Below are 19,309 nucleotides of genomic sequence, written 5' to 3'. Positions count from 1 at the left end.
CTGATTCGGCCCTGGTGGCACGGTTCGGCGGATTATGCAGCGGCGTTCGCCGCCGGCTGGAGAAGATGGGCGTGCACCGCGCCGGCTTTCAGGTAGCGGTAGGCCGCGAGGCCGCGCTCGGCGAGTTCGTCGTCGCTCCAGCGCCGAGCCGCCTCCAGGTAGATCACGCCCTCGGGCCGCAGGGCCCGCAGGGCCGCGCGCAAGGCCGGCTCGTACAGGACCGCGTTCTCGAACGGCGGGTCCAGGAACACCGCATGCAGGCTGCCGGCCGGCACGCGCTCGAGCGCCGTGACGCCGTTGCCGCGCTCGATGCGCACCGCGTCGGCGCCGAGCTTGGTCTTCAGCGCCTGCAATTGGGCGACCAGCGCCGGGTCCTGCTCGCACAGCAGCACCGAGGCGGCGCCGCGCGAGGCGGCTTCGAGGCCGATCGCGCCGGTGCCGGCGAAGGCATCGACGCACTGCCAGCCCGGCAGCTCGCCGCCGCCGGCGCCGGCCAGGCTGGCGAGCCAGTTGAAGAGGGTTTCGCGCACCCGGTCGGGGGTCGGCCGGAGGCCGGGCTTGTCGGCGACCGCGAGGCGGGTTCGCTTCCACCGGCCGCCGATGATGCGGACGAAATGGGGCGCCTTGGCGAGCTTGCTCGGCTTCGTGGGCACCGCGGGCGCGGGGGTTCGGGGCTTCGTTTTCACACCCGGAGCTTAACGGCAGCCGGGCGCCCGGGGCCGCCGCTCAGGCCGGCGCCGGGCCGCCCCAAGCCGGTCTGCGCCCCCTCGGGGGGCAGCGAGTACACGAAGTGCGAGAGTGGGGGCCTCAAGGTTTGCCGCCCACCACCACCGTCACCATCTTCTCGGGCTGCAGCTTGCGGGCGAACGCGGCCTTGACGTCGGCCACGGTGATCGCATTGACGCGCGCGGTCCAGGTGTCGAGGTAGTCGAGCGGCAGATCGTTCCAGGCGATGTTCGCGACATTGCCGAGCAGCTTGCGGTTGCTGTCCAGCAGCAGCGGAAAGCCGCCGACCAGGTTGTCCTTGGCGGCCTTGAGTTCGGCCGCGGTCGGGCCGTCGGCGACGAATTTCGCCAGCACCTCGTTCGACACCTTCACCGCTTCGGCGGCCTGGTCGGGCCGGGTCTGGAAACCGATGCGGAAGGCGCCTGCGTGCAGCCCCGGCGAAAAGCCGCTGTAGACGCTGTAGGCCAGCCCGCGCTTCTCGCGCACTTGTTCGGTCAGGCGAGAGACGAAGCCGCCGCCCCCGAGCACGTAGTTGCCGAGCGTCAGCGCGAAATGATCGGGGTCGGCACGGCGGTAGCCGGGCTGGCCGATCAGCACATGGGCCTGCGCCGAGTCGAAGGGAATGCGCTCGTCCCTGGGTGCCGCCAGCGGTTGCACTTCGGGCACGACCGGCAGCTCGGCGCAGGCGCCACCGGCCGGCAGCCTCGACAGCAGCGTGGTGGCGATGCCTTCGGCCTGCGCGCGCGTGACCGCGCCGACGATGCTGATCTTGGCGCGGCAGGGGACGATCAGGCGCTCGTAGTGCGCGCGCATCGCCGCCACGTCGATCTTCGCCAGCGTGGCCTCGGTGGTTTCGAGGCCGTAGGGATGGGCACCGTAGACGGCATGCGCGAAGCTCCGCTCGACCCGGGTCGCGGGCTTGGTGTTGGCCTCGCGGATCGAGGCGCTGAGGCGCTCGCGCTCGCGCTTCCACACATCTTCCGGGAATGCCGGCTCACCGATCTCGCGCGCCGCGAGCCGCACCGCCTTGTCGAGCAGCGCCGGGTCGGACAGCGTGCGCAGCGTGAAGCTGGCGCGGTCGGTGCCGGCGCTGGCGTCGAAATTCGCGCCGAGGTCGGCCCAGGCCTCGCCGAGCGCATTCTGGTCGAGCGCCGGTTCATAGCCCCCCACGCTCGCCACTGACCTGTCCTCGCTGCCCCCCGAGGGGGCTGTCCCGTCTTGGGGCGGCCCGGCGGCGGGACTGCCATTTGCGCGAACGCCCTTCTCGACCATGCCCGCCGTCACCGAGGCGAGGCCGGCCTGAGCCGGCGGATCGCGCCGCCCGCCGGCATCGAAGTCGACCTCGACATCGACGATCGGCAGTGCCTGGGTGGCGGCCAGGTAGACCTTGGCACCGTTCGGCAGGCTCCAGTGCTGGATCGGAATGGCGGCCTGGGCGGCAACGGCCAGAGAAAGCGCCGCGCCAGCCAGGAGGCCGCGCAGCTTGAAACGTCGTGAATCGATCATCGGGATGCAGCCTTGGTTCAACGCAGCTCGCCCGCGGGCGCTGCAAAGCCGCGCGGGCGGCGGTTGGGTTCGAGCGGCAGCGGCCGCAGGGTGGCGGCCGTCATCTGGTCGTCGCCGAAGTACCTGGCGGCCACCGCCTGCACCTGCTCGGCCGTCACCGCCCGCAGTTTCGCGATGATCCGTTCGCTGGCGTCCAGCGGCAGGCCCTGCACCCAGTTGCTGCCGAGCTCGCGCGCCTGCGCCATCACCGAGTCGCGCTTGTAGGTCTCGCTGGCCACCCACTGCGTCTTGACGCGGGCCAGTTCGGCCGCGCCGACGCCTTCGCGCGCGACCTTCGCAACCTCGGCGCGCAGCGCGGCCTCGAGCGCCTCGGGGGTCTTGCCCGCGGCCGGCACACCCTCGAGCACGAAGAGCTGCGGCCCACGGCCGGCGAAACCCGCATAGGCGCCGGCCGAATCGGCCACGCGGTCGGGCCCCTGGGTCAGCGCGCGGTCGAGCCGGGAGCCGGCATAGCCGTCGAGCAGGGCCGAGAGCACCACCAGCGCATAGGCGTCGTTCTTGGCGGCAGCGTCGAACTGGTCGCCCGTTGCGATCTGCGGCGCACGGAAGGCCAGCGACACGTAGGCCTGCTCGGCCGGTGCCTTGAACTCGACGCGGCGCACGCCGCGCTGCGCGGGCTCGGTGCGCGGCTTGCGCGGGGGCACCGCACGCGCCGGGATCGAGCCGTAGTACTTCTCGGCCAGGGCCCGCACCTTGTCGACATCGACGTCGCCGGCCACCACGATCGCCGCGTTGGACGGAACGTACCAGGCCTGGAAGAAGGCGCGGGCATCGGCCGGCGTCATCGACTCCAGGTCGCTCATCCAGCCGACCACCGGGCGGTGGTAGGGCGAGGCGGTGAAGATGGCCGCGTTCTGCTGCTCGCCGAGCAGCGCGCGCGGCTGGTCGTCGGTGCGCATCCGGCGCTCCTCCTTGACCACCTCGATCTCGCGCTTGAATTCGTCGTCGGGCCACTGGTTGCTGGCGAAACGATCGGACTCCAGCTTCATGACCTGCTCCAGCTGATCGACCGGAATCTGCTGGTAGTAGCCGGTGTAGTCGCGGGTGGTGAAGGCGTTCTCGCGGCCGCCGAGACCGGCCACGCGGCGCGAGAACTCGCCCGGCTTGAGGTTCTTGCTGCCCTTGAACATCATGTGCTCGAGCACGTGCGCGATGCCCGAGGTGCCGTCGACTTCGTCCATCGACCCGACCCGGACCCAGAGCATCTGGACCGCGGTCGGGGCCCGCCGGTCGGGCTTGACAATCAGGGTCATGCCGTTGGAAAGCGTGAATTGCCGGGCCGGAATCGCCGCCGTGGCGGCGCTCGACGAAGCGGCGGGGGGAGGGGCGTCCTGGGCCAGGGCAGGCAGGCTCGACAGCGCGATCAGCACCGAAGCCAGCACCGCACCCGACGCAGCGCGGCGTGGCAAGGGGTGTTTCATAGAATGGCTCGGATTGTAAAAAGCGCCCAATGTTCAGTTTCTTCAAGAAAAAACCTGCGGTCGAGAGCCCGGCGCCGGCTCCCGAGCCCGCGGCCCCGCCAGCCGAAATGCCGGCGGCTGCGCCGAAATCGGTCTTTTCGCCTTCCAGCTGGTTCGGCGGCAAGGCTGCGCCGGCGGAGCCACCGGTTCCGCCTCCGCCAGCGCCTGCGCCACCCGTGGCCGCGCCGACTCCGACGCCAGTTCCCGCGCCCTCTCCGGTCGCGCCGGTCGCCGCACCGGCCGAGCCGGTGCCGGTTCCCGCGCCGCCGCCTGTACCGCCGCCGCCTCCCGCGCCCGCCCCTGCACCCGCCCCCGAGCGCAGCGGCTGGCTCGGCAAGCTCAGGAACGGCTTGCGCAAGACCGGCAACTCGATCACCGCCGCCTTCGTCAATGCCCAGATCGATGACGCGCTGTACGAGGAGCTCGAAGAAGCGCTGCTGATGGCCGACACCGGCGTCAAGGCCACCGAACATCTGCTGGAAGACCTGCGCCGCCGCGTCAAGAGCCAGATGGCGACCGACGCGGCGCAGGTCAAGCTGCTGCTGGCCGACGCCATCACGGACCTGCTGCGGCCGCTGGAGAAGTCGCTGGTGATCGGCGAGCACACGCCGACCGTGATCATGGTCGCCGGCGTCAACGGTGCCGGCAAGACCACCTCGATCGGCAAGCTCACCAAGCACCTGGCCAACGAGGGCGCCTCGGTGCTGCTGGCGGCGGCCGACACCTTCCGTGCTGCGGCGCGCGAGCAGTTGCTGGTCTGGGCCGACCGCAACACGGTCGAGATCGTGAGCCAGGAAGGCGGCGACCCGGCCGCCGTGAGCTTCGACGCGGTCAACGCGGGCAAGGCACGCGGCAAGGACGTGGTGCTGGTCGACACCGCCGGCCGGCTGCCGACCCAGATCCACCTGATGGACGAGCTCAAGAAGATCAAGCGGGTCGTCAACCGGGCCGACCCCACGGCGCCGCACGAGGTGCTGCTGGTGATCGACGGCAACACCGGCCAGAACGCGCTGGCGCAGGTCAAGTCCTTCGACGAGGCACTGGGCCTGACCGGCCTGGTCGTGACCAAGCTCGACGGCACGGCCAAGGGCGGCGTGCTGTGCGCGATCGCGCGCGAGCGGCCGATCCCGGTCTATTTCATCGGTGTCGGCGAAAAGCTCGAAGACCTGGAAACCTTCGACGCCCGGGAATTCGCCCAGGCCCTGCTCGGCTAGCCCGGCGGGGTTTGTGCGCCTGGAGGCGCTCTGGCATCATGGTCGGTGCCCGCCAAGAGGCCCCCAGGAGACCCGCATGGACACCGCAGCCGCCCCGCTCGCCGACGCCGACCGCAAGGTCGATCGCCTGCTCGCCCACTACGGCGAGAGCCACCGCCATCCGACCAACGAGGCGATCCACATGGTCGCCATCYCGGCGATCATGCTGAGCATCGTCGGGCTGCTGTTCGCCCTCCATCCCTGGGTCGCCTACGCCTTCGTCGCCGCCAGCCTGGTCTACTACGCGACCCTGCGCTCCCCGGCCTTCCTGGCGACCATGCTCGTCGGCACGGTCGCGCTGCTGGCGCTGGTGCATGCGATGGGCGGCCTTGTCTTGCCGGTGTCCGCCGTCATCTTCGTGGTGGCCTGGATCTTCCAGTTCATCGGCCACAAGATCGAAGGCAGGAAACCCTCCTTCTTCGAAGACCTCCAATACCTCTGGGTCGGCCCGCTGTTCGTGCTGTCCAAGGTCTTCGAGCGTCTCGGCATCCGCTGGTAGGCCTGCCGGACAGGCCCGCCTGGCTATCGACCCCATAGAAAATAAGGGGGAACCCTTAGCTTAGCACTCCCTCTAATCGAGTGCTAATATGGCTATGAACGAAGGAGTTTCCCCAATGACAACACTGTCTGGAGCCTCTGCCAACCAGCTTGCCGTCGCCAACCCGTGGTCGATGGTGCCCTCGCTGGGTAACTTGGACGCCTACATCTCTGCAGCCAACCGGCTGCCGCTGCTGACGCTCGAAGAAGAGCAGGGCTTTGCGCGCAAGCTGCGCGACGACAACGACCTCGAAGCCGCCGGTGCGCTCATCTTGTCGCATCTGCGTCTTGTTGTATCCATCTCTCGCCAATATCTTGGTTACGGGCTGCCGCATGGCGACCTGATCCAGGAAGGCAACGTCGGCCTCATGAAGGCCGTCAAGCGCTTCGATCCCGACCAGGGCGTGCGGCTGGTCAGCTACGCCATGCACTGGATCAAGGCCGAGATCCACGAGTACATCCTGAAGAACTGGCGCATGGTCAAGGTCGCGACGACCAAGGCCCAGCGCAAGCTGTTCTTCAACCTGCGTTCCATGAAGCAGGGCTTCAAGGCCGATTCGGCCGCAGCGGACGGCGGCACCCACCGCGACACGCTGAGCCCGGACGAGGTTTCGCAGATGGCGACCCGGCTCAACGTGAAGCCCGAGGAAGTGCTCGAGATGGAAACCCGGCTCTCGGGCGGCGACGTGCTGCTCGATCCGAGCCCGTCCGACGACGGCGACGAAGGCTTCGGCCCGATCGCCTACCTGGCCGACGCGACGCAGGAGCCAACCGCCCAGATCGAATCGCGGCAACGCGACCGGTTGTCGACCGATGGCATCTCGACCGCGCTGGAGGCTTTGGACGACCGCAGCCGCCGCATCGTCGAAGAGCGCTGGCTCAAGGTCAACGACGACGGCTCGGGCGGCATGACGCTCCACGACCTGGCCGCGGTCTATGGCGTGAGCGCCGAGCGCATTCGCCAGATCGAAGTGGCGGCGATGAAGAAGATGAAAAAAGCGTTGGCCGAGTACGCCTGACCCCGCCCTCCCTTCGCAACAAGCCCGGCCCTGTGCCGGGCTTTTTCTTTGTCAGGCCGCCTCGGGCGCCCGCTTCGCCAGCGTCCTCGATGCCCGGCGCGCGATGTAGCGGGTTTCGGCCGCATCGCTTTCGGCCAGCCAGCGCGCGCAGGTCGCTTCTACCCAGTCCGGCTGCGTCCGGCTGGCGTCGTTGAGCCAGTTGGCGACCGAGTTCTGGACGTAGCGGCTGCTGTCCGCCTTCAGCGGCTCCAGCAGCGGCAAGGCCAGCCAGGGCTCGGCCTTGAGGCGCTCGATCTGGGCGCACCAGACGCCGCGCGGACGGGTCAGTTCGCTGGCGAAGCGGCGGATGTTCGGGTCCGGGTCGGCGGTCCAGGGCTGCAGCAGCGCCAGGGCCTGCTCGAGCGAGCGGATGGTCGCTTCGCGCACGCCCATCCAGGCCATCTCGCGGACGCCGAAATGCGGATCGGCGGCAAAGCGGCGAGCCGCTGCCAGCTGCTCGGGCAGCGCCAGCCCCGACATCGGGATCCACTGCGTCGCCCAGCAGCGCGCCACGTCGCTCGGGTGGGTGGCCAGCCGGTGCGCCACCGCATCGCGCTCCGGATGCACCGCCGTCAGGTCGTAGAGCGCCCGCGCGACGTGGCCGTGCCGCTGCATCGGCTTGAAGGCGCCCAGCATCGCGAAGGTGTCGAGCAGGCGCTCGCTGGCCGCATCGAGCCCGATCTGCGCGGCCACGCCGCGCGCCAGCCGGGGCAGTTCCAGCGCCATGAACTCGTTGAGGTTGACGGTCTCGAGCAGGCCGTCGTTGAGCGCCTCCAGCACCTCCGGCGGGATCAGCGCGATGCGGAAGGCTCCCTTGCGATGCTTCAGGTGATCGAGCGAGACCACGGCGCACATAGGGCAACCTCCGTTCTCCGCACTGCGGTGCGGGCTTGCTTGGGGCGGCCCGGCGCGGCGCTCATAAGGCAACCTCCGTGCTTCGCACTGCGGTGCGAGCGCCTTCGGGCGGCCGGGCGGCGCTCATGACTTGAGCAGGACCTTGAGATCCTCGACCATCGGCGCCACGCCGGCGCCATAGCGCGCATACAGGCGCAGCCGGCCTTGCGGGTCGTAGACGAAGCTCGCCGCCGAGTGGTCCATCGAGTAGCTGGTCGGCGTCTTGCCGTCGACCTTCTTGAAGTAGACCTTGAAGTCCTTGGCCAACGCCGCGAGCTGGTCCGGGGTCGGGATCAAGGCGATGAAGGACGGGTCGAAGGCCCCCATGTAGGCCTTCATGACCTCCGGCGTGTCGCGGGCCGGATCGACCGTGACGAACACCACCTGCAGCTTGTCGCCGTCGGCGCCCAGCTGCTGCCTGACCTGCGCCATCTCGCTCATGGTGGTCGGGCAGACGTCGGGGCACTGGGCGTAGCCGAAGAACAGCACCACCGCCTTGCCCTTGAAGTCGGCCAGCGTGCGCAGCTTGCCGTCGGCGTCGGTCAGGGAAAAATCGCGGGCGTAGTCGGCGCCGGTGATGTCGACCGCGTGGAAGCTGGGCTTGGCCTCGGTACAGGCCGCGAGATGCAGGCCGGCGACCGCGGCGACGCCGGTCCAGGCCAGGGTCCGGAGCGCTTGCCGCTTGTTCATGGATGGGGTCATTGGAGGTAGTGGTCGACCAGCAGCCCCGCGAACAGCACGCTCAGGTGGATCAGCGAGAAACGGAAGGTCTTGCGCGCCAGCGCATCGGAGTAGTTGCGCCACAGCGCGAAGGCATAGCCGGTGAAGCCGATGCTGACGCCGATCGCGACCACCAGGTACAGCCACCCGCTCATGCCGTAGATGAAGGGCATCAGGCAGGCCGCGAACAGAATGAAGGTGTAGAGCAGCACCTGCAGCCGCGTGAATTCGTTGCCATGCGTTACCGGCAGCATCGGCAGGCCCGCCTTGCGGTAGTCCTCGACCCGGTACAGGGCCAGGGCCCAGAAGTGCGGCGGCGTCCACAGGAAGATGATCAGGAACAGGATCAGCGCCTCGGGACCGACATCGCCGGACATGGCGGCCCAGCCGAGCACCGGCGGCATCGCGCCCGAGGCGCCGCCGATCACGATGTTCTGCGGCGTCAGCGGCTTCAGGATCACGGTATAGACCACCGCGTAGCCGACGAAGGTGGCGAAGGTCAGCCACATGGTCAGCGGGTTGACCGTGAACCAGAGCAGCGCCGAGCCGGCCGCGCACAGCGCCGCCGAGAAGATCAGCGCCTGCTTGTCGCTCAGCTGCCCGCGCGCGGTCGGCCGCCAGGCGGTGCGCTTCATCTTGGCGTCGATACCCTTCTCGACCAGGCAGTTGAAGGCGGCCGCGGCACCGGCGACCAGCCAGATGCCGAGGCAGGCCAGCGCGCCCTGCTGCAGGTCGGCCCAGGTCGGCACGCCGGGCACGGCGAGCACCATGCCGATCAGGGCGCAGAAGACGATCAGTTGAACCACCCGCGGCTTGGTCAGCGCATAGAACTGACGCAGCACGCTGGCGGTGGTCTGGGCGGGGACGGAAACGGGGGCGCTCATTGGGCCACCTCCATGGTAGGTACGCGTCTGCCGGCGCCGGCGGCGCTGTGTGCGCCCGCGCGACGGCTTTCGCAGAGGGTCCAGGTCAGCACCACCGCCAGCGCGGCGGCGCCGCCGGTGTGCAGCAGCGCCGCCGCGAGCGGCCAGCCGAGCAGCACGTTGCCGAGGCCGCTGGCAAGCTGCAGCAGCGCGAGACCGCCGAGCCAGCGCGCCTGGGCCCGCAGCGGCGCGACGCGGCGCAGCCGCCAGGCCAGCAGGCCGACGGCGACGAACACGAGATAGGCCATCAGCCGGTGCGCATAGTGGATCGCGGTGAGCGCGGTGAAATCGATCGGGGCGCCGGCGCCGGTCTCGCCCAGATGGCGCCAGATCTCGAAGCCTTGCGCGAAGTCCATCGGCGGCCACCAACTGTCCTGGCAGATCGGGAACTGCGTGCAGGCCAGGACGGCATAGTTGGTACTGACCCAGCCGCCCAGCGCGATCTGCAGGCCCAGCAGCACGGTGGTGGCGATCAGCAAGGTGCGCAGCGCCGACGGCAGGGCCGTCGGCAGGCGCTGCAGCGCCGCCTGCTGGTAGCGCACCGCCTGGATGCACAGCAGCGCCAGCAGCACGACCGCGCCCATCAGGTGCAGCGTGACGATGGCGGGGAACAGCTTCCAGGTCACGGTCAGGGCGCCGAAGGCACCCTGCAGGCAGACCCAGGCCAGCGTCGCCGCCGGCCACCAGGCGCTCAGCGCGCGCTCTCCGCGATGGTCGGCCTGTCGCTGGCGGCGGCGCACCACCCAGGTGGCGATCGCCAGCACCAGGATCAGGAAGCCGACGCCGGTGGCGAGATAGCGGTGGACCATCTCGACCCAGGCCTTGCCGTGTGTCACGGGCCCGGTCGGCTGCGCGGCCTGCGCCATCGCGATGTCGTGGCGGGCGCCGACCGGGCTGGCGTTGCCATAGCAGCCGGGCCAGTCGGGGCAGCCCAGGCCCGAATCGCTCAGGCGCGTGAAGGCGCCGAACAGGGTCAGGTCGAAGGTCAGGAACAGGGTGAGCACGGTCAGCGCATGCAGCCGGCGCGCGGCACCGGCGCCGGCATTGCGGCGCCAGACCCAGATCAGCGGGCCGAGGGCCAGCAGCACGCCCACCGCCAGCAGCCAGGCGATCGGCTTGAGGTCGTAGAGCGAACTGGCGTCCATGGCGGGATCAGCGGCCGGCCTCGTCCCAGGACGAGGAAGCGCGCAGCAGGCGGTCGAGGTCGCGCTTGCCCCGGCTGGCGCCGGCGGCATCCATGCGGGCCGGGAATCGCATCATGAGGTTGCCCAGCGGGTCGACCACGAAGAGGTGCTCCGCCGGCGCATGGCCCGCGGCCCCAGGCAGCCATCTGGCGATGTCGGCCGCCGGCAGGCGCAGCACGGTCGCGCCGCGCAAGCCGTTGGCCAGGCGCTCGGGCAGCGGCTGGTCGTCGCTGACCAGCCAGACGCGGTCGAGCCGGTCTTTCTCGCGCCCCAGGCTCTCGCGCAACTGGCGCTGCAGGTAGAGCTGCTGCTCGCAGAGGGCGTCGCAAGCGGCATCGGCCACCGACAGCAGCAGCCACTGGCCCTTGAGCGAAGGCAGGCGCAGCGTCTTGCCGTCCGGCAGTGTGGCCGCGACGTTCGGAAGCGGGCGCTGAGGATCGATCAGCTCGCCGTAGACGCTTCGGCTTTCGGGACGCACCACGTAGTAGGTGAAGTAGGAGGCGATCACCGGCGCCGCGCAGCACAGCAGCACGAAGACCATCTTCCATCGGCCCTGGACCGTTCGCCGGCCCTCGGCGCCCGCCAGCGCATGGCGCGGCGACGGCATCGAGTGCACGGTCAGGCCGAGCGGCTCGTCAGCTGCGGCGGGCAAGGCGTGCGCGGCGGAAGGGGGCGATGAGTTGGAACCAGACATAGAGGAGTACCACGAGAGCCGAGAGGCCGAACCACTGGAATGCATAGCCGTAGTGCTTTTCGACACCCAGCGCAGGGGCCGGCCAATCGCGCTGAAGGCCCTCGGAAGCCGGCCCGATCTGCTGCAGCGAGACGTCGGTCCGCAGCGGCAGCCCGGTTTCGGCGCGGAACGCTTCGAGACCGAGATTCTGCCGGATGCGCGAAGACCCCACGGCTTCAGGCGTGGCGGCGCTCGCAGGCGCCGGCGCCGACGCGGCGGACGCCGGCGCATCGGCCTTGCCCAGCTCCAGCAGGTGGGCCGGCGGCGGCGCGATCCGGGCCGTGACCTCGACCAGGCCGCTCGGCGTCTCGACAGCGCCCAGCTGGGCCCGGTCGGTGAAGTTGCGCTGGATCCAGCCGCGCTGGATCAGGACGGTCTGCTCGGTGCCTTCGAGGGCGAAGGGCGTCAGCACGTAGAAGCCGGGCACGCCGTGCATCTGCCGGTTGTCGAGATAGACCGTGTGCGGCGACAGCCAGAGCCCACGCAGGCGAACCGGGCGGTGCATGGCGGCAGAGGCGTCTCCGAGGGCCAGGAATGCCTGCTGGTCGAGCGGCGGAAGGCTCTTCTGGGCGTCGATCTCGGCCTGGATGGCTTCCTTCTGCGCCGCGCGCGACAGCTGCCAGCGGCCCAGCGAGACCGTGGCGGCGAGCGTCAGCAGAGCGACCGCGGTGACGAACCAGAAGCGGCCGGCGCGCCGGGGACTGTCCGGTTCCCCGAAGTCCGCGTTCAAGGGAGGGGGCGGCACTGGCGGCCGATAATGTGGGTCATGAAATATCTTGTCGCCCTCGCCTTCCTGGGCATCCTGGCGAGTCTTGCGGTGGCGCTGTTCTTCATGCTGAGGGACGGGCGCGACGGCCGCGCCAAGAGCGGCGGCATGGCGCGCGCGCTCACGGTTCGGATCGCGCTGTCGGTCGTTTTGTTCCTCTGCGTCCTGCTGGCGTGGAAGCTCGGCTACATCCAGCCAGGGGGCCTGCCGATCGGCAAGTAGATGATGCTCGTTCCAGGAGAACCATGAAAAAAGCGCCTTGCGGCGCTTTTTTGTTTTGCCGTCGCCGATGCTCAAAGCCAATAGACCAGGAAGTACAGGCCGAGCCACACCACGTCGACGAAGTGCCAGTACCAGGCCGCGCCCTCGAAGCCGAAATGGCGCTCCGGCGTGAAATGGCCCCTGCGCAGACGCAAGGTGATGAAGAACAGCATCAGCATGCCGATGAACACGTGCAGCCCGTGGAAGCCGGTCAGCATGAAGAAGGTCGAGCCGTAGGCGCCCGAGCTCAGCTTGAGGTTCAGCTCGGTGTACAGGTGGTGGTATTCGTAGCCCTGGACGCTCAGGAAGCTGAAGCCGAGCAGCACGGTCAGCCACATGAAGCGCACGCTCTGCGCGCGATGACCGGCACGCAGCGCGTGGTGGGCGATCGTCAGCGTGACGCCGGAGCTCAGGAGCAGCGCGGTGTTGATGGTCGGCAGCCAGAACGGGCCGACGGTCTGGAAGGGCTCGACGGTGCCGGCCGGCGAGCCGGTCACGCCGACGGCCGCGGTCGGCCAGACCGCCTTGAAGTCGGGCCACAGCAGCGCGTTGTCGAGGCTGCCGAGCGAAGGCAGCGCGTGGGTGCGGGCCCACCACAGCGCGGTGAAGAAGGCGCCGAAGAACATCACCTCGGAGAAGATGAACCAGCTCATGCTCCAGCGGAACGAGAGGTCGACCTTGTGGCCGTACAGGCCGCCTTCGCTTTCGCGGATCGAGGTTCTGAACCAGGCGAAAAGCGTGCCGAGCCAGATGATCATGCCGGCCAGCAGCGACCAGGCGCCCCACTGGTGGCCGTTGATCCACTGGGCCGCGCCCAGGATGACGAAGAGCAGGCCGGTCGCGGCCATGACCGGGTAGGCCGATGGCGCGGGCACGAAGTAGTAAGGCGTGCTGCCGTGGGTGGTTGAGCTCATATCAGGTCCTGGCTTTCTTCTCTGGCTTCATTTTCTGTGGGATTCTGTTCATCAGGCGGTGGCCACCCAGCGCACCAGCAGAATCAGCGCGGCCACGAACAGGGCGACGGCCACGAAGGCCACGGCGATGATGTGCAGCGGGTTGACCTTGGCGAGATCGTCCTGGTAGCCGCTCTTCTTGCGGATGCCGAGGAACGACCAGCCCACGGTCTTCACCGTGTGCCACAACGAGCCCTTGCGTGCGACATCCGGCGTGCTCACGAGCGCGGCTCCGTCGCGGGCACGGCGACTGCCGCATTGGCGGCCACCGGCGCCGCCGGCGTCTTGCCACCGACCTCGAAGAAGGTGTACGACAGCGTGATCGTCTTCACGTCCCTGGAGATCTTCGGGTCGATCACGAAGGCGACCGGCCACTGCTTCTTCTCGCCAGGGTCGAGCGTGTACTGGTTGAAGCAGAAGCACTCGAGCTTGTTGAAGTACGGTGCGGCCTGCTGCGGCGCATAGCTCGGGATCGCCTGGGCCGCCATGCGGCGGTTCTGCACGTTCTGGAACTCGTACATCACGGTGTTGAGCTGGCCCGGATGGACTTCCATCGAACGCTGCGCGGGCTTGAAATCCCAGAGGCCGCGCACGTTGGCATCGAACTCGACCGTGATGGTGCGGCTCATGTCGACCTGGGTGTTGTCGGGCACGCGGACCTTGTCGCCGCCGCTGGCGCCGCCCGGCACCTGCAGCTCCGACAGGGCCAGGATATTGATGCCGGTCATCTCGCAGATGGCGCGATAGAGCGGCACCAGCGCATAGCCGAAGGCGAACATGCCGGCCGCGACAACGGCCAGCTTGCCGACCATGCGGACGTTCTCGCGGCGGATGCGTTGACCGATGCCCATGGCGATGCAGTCCCCGGCCCTAGCGGCCGATCCAGACCATGCGAACGATGAAGCCGATGAAGAACAGCAGCGCGATCGAGGCCAGCGTGAGCCCCATGCGGCGGTTGTTCCTCTTCTGTTCGGGAGTCATCTCGTGCTGCGCGTCAGCCGATCACCTTGGTCGCGGTGGGGTCCAGCCGCGGCGGGGTCTCGAAGGTGTGGAACGGTGCCGGCGAGGGGACTTCCCACTCGAGGCCTTCAGCTGCTTCCCAGGGCTTCTGCGAAGCCTTCTCGCCCTTGCCCATCATGGTCGGCAGGACGATGAAGAAGAAGAAGTACACCTGAGCCAGGCCGAAGGCGAAAGCGCCGACGCTGGCCACCGCATTGAAGTCGGCGAACTGCATCGGGTAGTCGGCATAGCGGCGCGGCATGCCCGCCAGGCCCAGGAAGTGCATCGGGAAGAAGGTGATGTTGAAGGAGATCAGCGACCACCAGAAGTGGATCTTGCCGCGTGCTTCGTTGTACATCACGCCGGTCCACTTCGGCGCCCAGTAGTAGTAGCCCGCGAACATCGCGTACAGCGAGCCGGCCACCAGCACGTAGTGGAAGTGGGCGACGACGTAGTAGGTGTCCTGCAGCTGGGTGTCGATCGGCGCGACTGCCAGGATCAGGCCGGTGAAGCCGCCCATCGTGAACACGAAGATGAAGCCGACCGCGAACAGCATCGGGGTCTCGAAGGTCATCGAGCCCTGCCACATGGTAGCGACCCAGTTGAAGATCTTCACGGCCGTGGGCACGGCGATCAGCATGGTCGCGTACATGAAGAACAGCTGGCCGGTGAGCGGCATGCCGGTCGTGAACATGTGGTGCGCCCAGACGATGAACGACAGGATCGCGATCGACGAGGTGGCGTACACCATCGAGGCGTAGCCGAACAGCTTCTTGCGCGAGAAGGCCGGCACGATCTGGCTGACGATGCCGAAGGCCGGCAAGATCATGATGTAGACCTCGGGGTGGCCGAAGAACCAGAAGATGTGCTGGTACATCACCGGGTCGCCGCCGCCGGCGGGGTTGAAGAAGCTGGTGCCGAAGTGGCGGTCGGTCAGCGTCATCGTGATGGCGCCGGCGAGCACCGGCATCACGGCGATCAGCAGGTAGGCGGTAATGAGCCAGGTCCAGCAGAACATCGGCATCTTCATCAGCGTCATGCCTGGGGCGCGCATGTTCAGGATGGTGACGATGATGTTGATCGAGCCCATGATCGACGAGGCGCCCATGATGTGCATCGCGAAGATGCCGGCGTCCATCGAGGGGCCCATCTGCAGGGTGAGCGGCGCGTAGAGCGTCCAGCCCGCGGCGGGCGCGCCGCCGGGCATGAAGAACGAACCCACCAGCATCAGCGCCGCCGGGATCAGCAGCCAGAAGCTGAAGTTGTTCATGCGCGCGAACGCCATGTCGGATGCGCCGATCTGCAGCGGGATCATCCAGTTTGCGAAGCCCACGAAGGCCGGCATGATGGCGCCGAACACCATGATCAGGCCRTGCATGGTGGTGAACTGGTTGAACAGCTCGGGGTTCACCAGCTGCAGGCCGGGCTGGAACAGCTCGGCGCGGATCAGGAGCGCGAGCACGCCACCGACCATCAGCATCGTGAACGAGAACAGCAGGTACAGCGTGCCGATGTCCTTGTGGTTGGTCGCGAACACCCAGCGGCGCCAGCCGGCCGGCGCGCCGTGGTGGTCGTCGTGGGCATGGTCGTCGTGACCGTGTGCGTGGCCGTGGGGGTCGAGGACTGCGCTCATCTTGGTATTCCTTGCAAACTCTTCGTGGGCGCCGGCTTACTTGGCGCGCTCGGCCAGCACTTCGGACGGCTGGACCAATTGGCCGGTCTTGTTCGACCAGGCGTTCTTGGTGAAGCTCACGACCGCAGCGATATCGGTGTCGCTGAGCTGCTTCCAGGCCGGCATCGCGCCGTTGTTCTGACCATTGAGCACCACGTGGACCTGCTTCTGGTGATCGGCGTCGAGCACGGTCGGGGAACCGTCGAGCGCCTTGATCGGGCCGGCGCCGCGGCCATTGGCCTGGTGGCAGGCCGCGCAGTTGGCCGCGTAGACCTTCTCGCCGCGGGCCAGCAGGTCGGGCAGGGTCCAGACCTTGGTCGGATCGTCCTGCTTGGCGGCGGCTTCCTTGCGCTTGCCGTCGACCCAGGCGGTGTAGTCGGCCGCGGCCAGCACCTTCACGTGGATCGGCATGTAGGCGTGCTCCTTGCCGCAGAGCTCCTGGCACTGGCCGTAGTAGTCGCCGACCTTCTCGGCCCGGAACCAGGTGTCGCGCACGAAGCCGGGGATCGCATCCTGCTTGACGCCGAGCTGCGGCACCGCGAAGGCGTGGATCACGTCGTTGGCGGTGGTGATGATGCGGATCTTGGCGTTGACCGGCACCACCAGCGGGTTGTCGACCTTCAGCAGGTAGTCGTCCGGAATCTCGCCGTGGGCGCCGGCGTTGGACATTGCGCGCTGCGAGCTGTCGAGCGTCGAGATGAACGACAGCCCCTCGCCTTCGCCCTTGAGGTAGTCGTAGCCCCACTTCCATTGGTAGCCGGTGGTCTTGATCGTGAGGTCGGAGTTGGTGGTGTCCTTCTGGGCCACCAGCACCCGGGTCGCCGGCAGCGCCATCAGGATCACGATGAGGAAGGGCACGATGGTCCAGATCACCTCGACCACCACCGATTCATGGAAGTTGGCCGCCTTGTGGCCGACCGACTTGCGGTGCTTCCAGATCGAATAGAACATGACCGCGAACACCGCCACGAAGATGACCGTGCAGAGCACCATCATCACCGTGTGAAGGAAGTGCTGCTCCTGCGAGATCTTCGTGACACCGAAGGGCAGATTCAATTGACGCACCGACGGGCCGCCGGGCAGGTCGTTGACTGCGTGCGCCGCGCCGCTGAACGCCGCGCCGGCCGCCAGCAGCAGATTCGCCGGCCAGATCTTGTTCCGCCAATTGCTCTTCATCGTGTTCACTTCTTCGTTTCCTGTTAACCCCACCGGTCCCCACGGTGCGACATCGCGATCGCCCCCTCAGGCGCTGCGCAATGCCATGCGAATCTCGCGCGCCAGCGCCGCACGCAACTCCGGGCGCACATAGCGCCCCACCCTGACCGAACGACCCTGACCCGAGACCTCGATCAGCGAGCGATCGCTGTCCTGGGGCTCGACCCGCACCTGGTGCGGCAAGAATTCCGTGCGCTCATAGTGCCCACCGTTCTCGAGCTCGACCACCAGCCTGCCGCCCTGCAAGGCGATCTTCTCGCCATCGGTCGCGTGCCGCGCATAAAGCACGAACGCAAACCCGACCGCGGCGAGTTCGAGCCACGCAAACGGCAGCACGAGCCGCGCGCCGTTCAGCCAGAAGACCATTCCGATGCCGAGCGACACCACGCAGAGCGACGCGTACAGCCAGCCGAGCTGGCTCGGCGTGACCGAGCAGTTGCGCTTCAGGAACCAGTGGATGCTCTGGCCGGAAACAGTGGCAAAACGAAACACGGAATTCGACACGGGCGAGTTCAGCAAATCGGTGCGTCGACACGCTGTCAAACTTGGGTCGGACAGGCCTCGATCACGGGACAATACCCGGGAGTTCACGCAGCGGCGAATTGTAGCGGGTCGGCCAAGTCGGACTCAGTTGCCTACACGACCTCGCTGCAGCATGGAACGCATTTCGCGCAAGGAAACCGCACTTTCGGACGCCAACGCCACGCGCGGGGCCGGCTTGAAGGCATGGCCGTAGATGATTTCGAAAGTCAGGGCGATCCGCCCGCCCCCCTCGGGCGCCGGCGCGAGTTCCGGCAGGGCGGCGCCCAGCGCCCGCCGCCACGCCTTGCCGCGCAAGGCCGGGAAACGTCCCGAATGGAGGTTGCGTCCCAGCGTGCGAAGCTCGGCCAGGGCGGCGTCGGCACTGGCCCAGGTCAGCACGATGCGCTCCATGTCCATCACCGGTTCGGCGAAGCCGGCGCCGACCAGCATGTCGCCCCAGTCGTGCATGTCGGTGAACTCGTGGCTGGCGGGCGGCCAGCCGAGCCGCCGGTGCAGGCCGCGCAGTTCCTGCAGGGTGTCGGGCCCGAAGCAGGAGAACATCAGGAAGCCATCGGTCGCGACCCCCCGGTGCCAGCGGGCGATCAGCGCCTGGGGGTCGGCCGCCATGTGCAGCGCCATGTTGGCCCACAGCAGGTCGACGCCGTCCTCGGGCGGCGGCTCGAAGCTCGGGCGGGCGCCCTGCCAGCGGCGGGCGGTCCACCAGGGGGCGGTCAGCGAGCGGGCGGTGACGGCAGCCAGTGCCGGTTCCGGCTCGATCACGAAGGGCGCGGCATCGCGGTAGCGGCGCGCGACCAGCGCATGCGCCTCGAGGCCACCGCGCAAGGGCGCCCAGTCGGCCCAATGGCGCGGCTGCGCCTTGATCCACTGCAGCCGGTCTTCCATCCGGCGGCCGATTTCCTCGTGCAGCCAGGGGGATTCGACCGCCGGCGCCAGCCGGCTCCAGCGCGCGGCCGCCGTGGCATCGATGGTCGGCGGGCGCTGTGCGGGGTCGGTGGGCATGGGCCGCTGAGTATATTGACGGATGTTCAAGCGCTGGGCCGTACGGCCTTTCTCGTCGCTGCTCGCCCGCCTGCCCAGCCAGTGCGCAGTCTGCCGGGCCTGGCCTTCGGCGCCGGTCTGCGACGCCTGCGTCGGGCGCTTCGCGCCGCCGGTCCGGCGCTGCGGCACCTGTGCGCTGCCCCTGGGACCCGGTTCGGCGCCGTGCGGCGAGTGCCTGCTGCATCCGCCGCCGCTCGACGCCTGCCTGGCGGCCTGTGCCTACGTCTGGCCCTGGCCGCAGTGCATCGCGGAATTCAAGTTCCTCGGCGACGCCGGCCGCGCCGGGCCGCTGGCCACGCTGATCAGGAGCGCACCCTGGGTCGAACCGGCGCTCGAGGCGGCGGATCTCCTGCTGCCGATGCCATTGGCGCCGATTCGTCTGCGCCAGCGCGGCTTCAACCAGGCCCACGAGCTGGCGCGGCGGCTGGACGCCGCCAAATGCGCCCCCGGGCTGCTGCTGCGCACCCGCGAGACCGCAGCGCAAAGCGGCCTCGACCGCAAGGAGCGGCTGCGCAGCCTGCACGGTGCCTTCGCACTGGACCCGTTGCGCGCCGAGGAGGTACAGGGTCGCCGCGTGGTGCTGGTCGACGACGTGATGACCAGCGGCGCCTCGCTGTTCTCGGCGGCCCGGGTGCTGCGCGCCGGTGGCGCCGCCCACATCACGGCGATCGTGCTGGCGCGGACCGACCGGCCTGACTAGCCCCCACGCTCCCCCACTGCGTGTGGGTCGCTGCCCCCCCGAGGGGGCCGCAGGCCGCCTTGGGGCGGCCCGGCGCCGGCCTGGCCCCCACGCTCCCCCACTGCGTGT

At 68.7% G+C, this 19,309-nt stretch carries 22 protein-coding genes; 5 read left to right on the top strand and 17 right to left on the bottom strand.

The genetic code is table 11. The features are described from left to right. Nucleotides 1–32: 32 nt before the first annotated feature. From AC1D2E_RS06345 to AC1D2E_RS06335, 3 genes are all read right to left on the bottom strand, one after another. Nucleotides 33–686 (bottom strand): RsmD family RNA methyltransferase, encoded by a 654-nt coding sequence (locus AC1D2E_RS06345; protein ID WP_478196614.1) that lies wholly within the window; start codon nucleotides 684–686, stop codon nucleotides 33–35. A gap of 121 nt (nucleotides 687–807) precedes the next feature. Next, nucleotides 808–2,232: a M16 family metallopeptidase gene (locus tag AC1D2E_RS06340; protein WP_478196613.1), complete on the bottom strand. Its 1,425-nt coding sequence runs from the start codon at nucleotides 2,230–2,232 to the stop codon at nucleotides 808–810. Between the two features lie 17 nt (nucleotides 2,233–2,249). Next, nucleotides 2,250–3,713 (bottom strand): M16 family metallopeptidase, encoded by a 1,464-nt coding sequence (locus AC1D2E_RS06335; RefSeq protein ID WP_478196612.1) that lies wholly within the window; start codon nucleotides 3,711–3,713, stop codon nucleotides 2,250–2,252. A 29-nt stretch (nucleotides 3,714–3,742) separates the two neighbouring features. Here AC1D2E_RS06335 and ftsY point away from each other — a divergent pair, with 29 nt between their 5' ends. From ftsY to rpoH, 3 genes are all read left to right on the top strand, one after another. Continuing rightward, nucleotides 3,743–4,966 carry a signal recognition particle-docking protein FtsY gene (gene ftsY, locus AC1D2E_RS06330; RefSeq protein ID WP_478196611.1) on the top strand — a complete coding sequence of 408 codons (1,224 nt, stop codon included), beginning with the start codon at nucleotides 3,743–3,745 and terminating at the stop codon, nucleotides 4,964–4,966. Nucleotides 4,967–5,042: 76 nt separating this feature from the next. Continuing rightward, on the top strand, nucleotides 5,043–5,504 hold the full coding sequence (locus tag AC1D2E_RS06325) for an Mpo1 family 2-hydroxy fatty acid dioxygenase (protein WP_478196610.1): 462 nt from the start codon (nucleotides 5,043–5,045) through the stop codon (nucleotides 5,502–5,504). Nucleotides 5,505–5,619: 115 nt separating this feature from the next. Then, the gene (gene rpoH, locus AC1D2E_RS06320) at nucleotides 5,620–6,561 is read left to right on the top strand and encodes an RNA polymerase sigma factor RpoH (protein WP_478172254.1); all 942 of its coding nucleotides are present in this window, start codon (nucleotides 5,620–5,622) and stop codon (nucleotides 6,559–6,561) included. Between the two features lie 51 nt (nucleotides 6,562–6,612). Here the strand turns inward: rpoH and AC1D2E_RS06315 are convergent, their stop codons facing one another. The 6 genes from AC1D2E_RS06315 to AC1D2E_RS06290 form a co-directional block, all read right to left on the bottom strand. Next, a complete protein-coding gene (locus AC1D2E_RS06315; RefSeq protein WP_478196609.1) occupies nucleotides 6,613–7,455 on the bottom strand; it encodes a DNA alkylation repair protein in 843 nt (280 codons plus the stop codon). 123 nt (nucleotides 7,456–7,578) lie between these two features. Further along, a complete protein-coding gene (locus tag AC1D2E_RS06310) occupies nucleotides 7,579–8,184 on the bottom strand; it encodes an SCO family protein (protein ID WP_478172256.1) in 606 nt (201 codons plus the stop codon). A gap of 8 nt (nucleotides 8,185–8,192) precedes the next feature. Further along, complete coding sequence (cyoE, locus tag AC1D2E_RS06305) at nucleotides 8,193–9,098, bottom strand: heme o synthase (RefSeq protein WP_478172257.1); 906 nt, start codon at nucleotides 9,096–9,098, stop codon at nucleotides 8,193–8,195. Continuing rightward, nucleotides 9,095–10,282 (bottom strand): COX15/CtaA family protein, encoded by a 1,188-nt coding sequence (locus tag AC1D2E_RS06300; protein ID WP_478196608.1) that lies wholly within the window; start codon nucleotides 10,280–10,282, stop codon nucleotides 9,095–9,097. The genes cyoE and AC1D2E_RS06300 overlap by 4 nt, the downstream gene beginning before the upstream one ends. Before the next feature lie 7 nt (nucleotides 10,283–10,289). Further along, a complete protein-coding gene (locus tag AC1D2E_RS06295; protein WP_478196607.1) occupies nucleotides 10,290–11,015 on the bottom strand; it encodes an SCO family protein in 726 nt (241 codons plus the stop codon). Beyond that, nucleotides 10,957–11,799, bottom strand: coding sequence for an SURF1 family protein (locus AC1D2E_RS06290; RefSeq protein WP_478196606.1), 843 nt, complete (start codon nucleotides 11,797–11,799; stop codon nucleotides 10,957–10,959). Before AC1D2E_RS06290 ends, AC1D2E_RS06295 begins: the two co-directional genes overlap by 59 nt. Before the next feature lie 21 nt (nucleotides 11,800–11,820). Between AC1D2E_RS06290 and AC1D2E_RS06285 the strand changes: the two genes are divergently transcribed. Then, nucleotides 11,821–12,042: a twin transmembrane helix small protein gene (locus tag AC1D2E_RS06285; RefSeq protein WP_478196605.1), complete on the top strand. Its 222-nt coding sequence runs from the start codon at nucleotides 11,821–11,823 to the stop codon at nucleotides 12,040–12,042. 71 nt (nucleotides 12,043–12,113) lie between these two features. Here the strand turns inward: AC1D2E_RS06285 and AC1D2E_RS06280 are convergent, their stop codons facing one another. The 8 genes from AC1D2E_RS06280 to AC1D2E_RS06245 all read right to left on the bottom strand — a co-directional run bounded on the left by AC1D2E_RS06280 (nucleotide 12,114) and on the right by AC1D2E_RS06245 (nucleotide 18,462). Further along, nucleotides 12,114–12,995 carry a cytochrome c oxidase subunit 3 gene (locus AC1D2E_RS06280; RefSeq protein WP_478196604.1) on the bottom strand — a complete coding sequence of 294 codons (882 nt, stop codon included), beginning with the start codon at nucleotides 12,993–12,995 and terminating at the stop codon, nucleotides 12,114–12,116. A gap of 51 nt (nucleotides 12,996–13,046) precedes the next feature. Then, nucleotides 13,047–13,256, bottom strand: coding sequence for a DUF2970 domain-containing protein (locus AC1D2E_RS06275; RefSeq protein ID WP_478196603.1), 210 nt, complete (start codon nucleotides 13,254–13,256; stop codon nucleotides 13,047–13,049). Then, nucleotides 13,253–13,885, bottom strand: a complete 633-nt coding sequence (locus AC1D2E_RS06270; protein ID WP_478196602.1) for a cytochrome c oxidase assembly protein — start codon at nucleotides 13,883–13,885, stop codon at nucleotides 13,253–13,255. The genes AC1D2E_RS06275 and AC1D2E_RS06270 overlap by 4 nt, the downstream gene beginning before the upstream one ends. A gap of 19 nt (nucleotides 13,886–13,904) precedes the next feature. Further along, nucleotides 13,905–14,015, bottom strand: a complete 111-nt coding sequence (locus AC1D2E_RS06265) for a cytochrome oxidase small assembly protein (protein WP_478196601.1) — start codon at nucleotides 14,013–14,015, stop codon at nucleotides 13,905–13,907. A 13-nt stretch (nucleotides 14,016–14,028) separates the two neighbouring features. Continuing rightward, nucleotides 14,029–15,666 carry a cytochrome c oxidase subunit I gene (gene ctaD, locus AC1D2E_RS06260; RefSeq protein ID WP_478196600.1) on the bottom strand — a complete coding sequence of 546 codons (1,638 nt, stop codon included), beginning with the start codon at nucleotides 15,664–15,666 and terminating at the stop codon, nucleotides 14,029–14,031. Nucleotides 15,667–15,702: 36 nt separating this feature from the next. Beyond that, nucleotides 15,703–16,881, bottom strand: a complete 1,179-nt coding sequence (gene coxB, locus AC1D2E_RS06255) for a cytochrome c oxidase subunit II (protein ID WP_478196599.1) — start codon at nucleotides 16,879–16,881, stop codon at nucleotides 15,703–15,705. A gap of 66 nt (nucleotides 16,882–16,947) precedes the next feature. Next, nucleotides 16,948–17,424: a DUF2244 domain-containing protein gene (locus tag AC1D2E_RS06250; protein WP_478115831.1), complete on the bottom strand. Its 477-nt coding sequence runs from the start codon at nucleotides 17,422–17,424 to the stop codon at nucleotides 16,948–16,950. 123 nt (nucleotides 17,425–17,547) lie between these two features. Then, nucleotides 17,548–18,462, bottom strand: a complete 915-nt coding sequence (locus AC1D2E_RS06245; protein ID WP_478196598.1) for a biotin synthase — start codon at nucleotides 18,460–18,462, stop codon at nucleotides 17,548–17,550. 22 nt (nucleotides 18,463–18,484) lie between these two features. Between AC1D2E_RS06245 and AC1D2E_RS06240 the strand changes: the two genes are divergently transcribed. Continuing rightward, on the top strand, nucleotides 18,485–19,201 hold the full coding sequence (locus AC1D2E_RS06240) for a phosphoribosyltransferase family protein (protein WP_478196597.1): 717 nt from the start codon (nucleotides 18,485–18,487) through the stop codon (nucleotides 19,199–19,201). The last annotated feature ends 108 nt before the right edge of the window (nucleotides 19,202–19,309 follow it).

This window comes from Variovorax sp. P1_H2 (assembly GCF_056405295.1).
The sequence above is the reverse complement of the archived record's forward strand: the minus strand, read 5'-3'. Positions and strand labels throughout refer to the sequence as shown.